The organism is Caldisalinibacter kiritimatiensis (assembly GCF_000387765.1).
Taxonomy (GTDB): Bacteria; Bacillota; Clostridia; order Tissierellales; family Caldisalinibacteraceae; genus Caldisalinibacter; species Caldisalinibacter kiritimatiensis.
Genome location: NZ_ARZA01000156.1, coordinates 1 through 1,282, shown reverse-complemented (window position 1 = coordinate 1,282; position 1,282 = coordinate 1). Strand labels below are relative to the sequence as shown.

Annotated in this window: 1 protein-coding gene; it reads left to right on the top strand. The window is 29.0% G+C overall.

What is annotated here, in order from left to right:
- Nucleotides 1-124 precede the first annotated feature (124 nt).
- On the top strand, nt 125-1,282 hold a 1,158-nt coding region (locus L21TH_RS07315), incomplete at its 3' end, for an IS91 family transposase (protein ID WP_034429683.1).

Here is a 1,282-nt window from a genome sequence, read left to right as displayed (position 1 = left end):
TTGTCTAGGAAAGTATAAAAAATTTTGATAAAATGAAGTGGGCGTAGCCCTGAGGAATCAATGCATTAGAGATTTTTTGAAACTTTTACCATTAGTAATGATAAAAGAGTAATAGGTGATTATTATGAGTAAAGGTAAGATAAAAAGAATATTTATTGACCACTGGGATGAGTTTGCTAAACTTTATAAACATAGAATAAGAAAAGTTGTATTTAAAGAAGTAGAAAAAATAATAAACTGTGGTTCAATAGAAAATGGATATATTGAATATGAATGCGAAGCATGTGGAGAAACGAAAAAAGTTGGATTTAGATGTAGAAGTAGATTTTGTAATTCATGTGGTAAAGTATATGTAGATGATAGAGCAGAAAATATGGCATCAAAGCTAGTAAATACAAAGCATAGACATATAGTTTTTACAATACCACAAGAGCTTAGAAAATATTTTCAAAAAGATAGAAAACTACTATCAATTTTACCTAAATTTGCTTCAAAGGTATTACAAAGTTGGTTTAAAGAAAGAAATAAAAAGGAGAATTTTACTCCAGGAATAGTCGCAGTGATACACACATTTGGAAGAGACTTAAAATGGAATCCCCATGTACATATGCTAGTAACAGAAGGTGCAGCAGGAGAGTATACAATATGGAAGAAATTTAGCTTTATACCATATAAAATGTTAAGGAAAAGATGGCAAAAGCTATTGCTAGATGCATTAGAGAAAAAAGTAGGAAAAAGGAAAATTAGAAGATTAAAAAATAAATTATATAAAGAATTAGAAGAAGGATTTTATGTATATGGGAAAGGTGAAGTAAAGAATGAGAAATCAGCAATACAGTATGTAGGGAGATATACAGGAAGACCTGCAATAGCAGAATCAAGAATAATAGATTATAATGGGGAAGAAGTAACCTATTACTATGAAAGACATGAAGATGGTAAAAGAGTAGAAAAGACAGTGGATGCTTTAGAATTTATAAAGAAAATAATAATACACATACCAGAAAAACAATTTAAAATGATAAGATATTATGGTATATATGCAAAGCGAGCTAAACCTAGAAAGAAGTTAATAAAGATGGTTAGTGATAAAGTAAAAGAATATAAAGAAAAGGCAAGAAAATGGAGATTAAGGATAATGAAATCTTTTGGTCATGATCCACTAGACTGTCCAAAATGCAAAACAAAAATGATAATGAAAGATATATATTACAAAAAATATGGGAGTATGCTTGAACGATATAGACAACGGATGTTAGCAGAAGCAGATAGAGCAATAAAA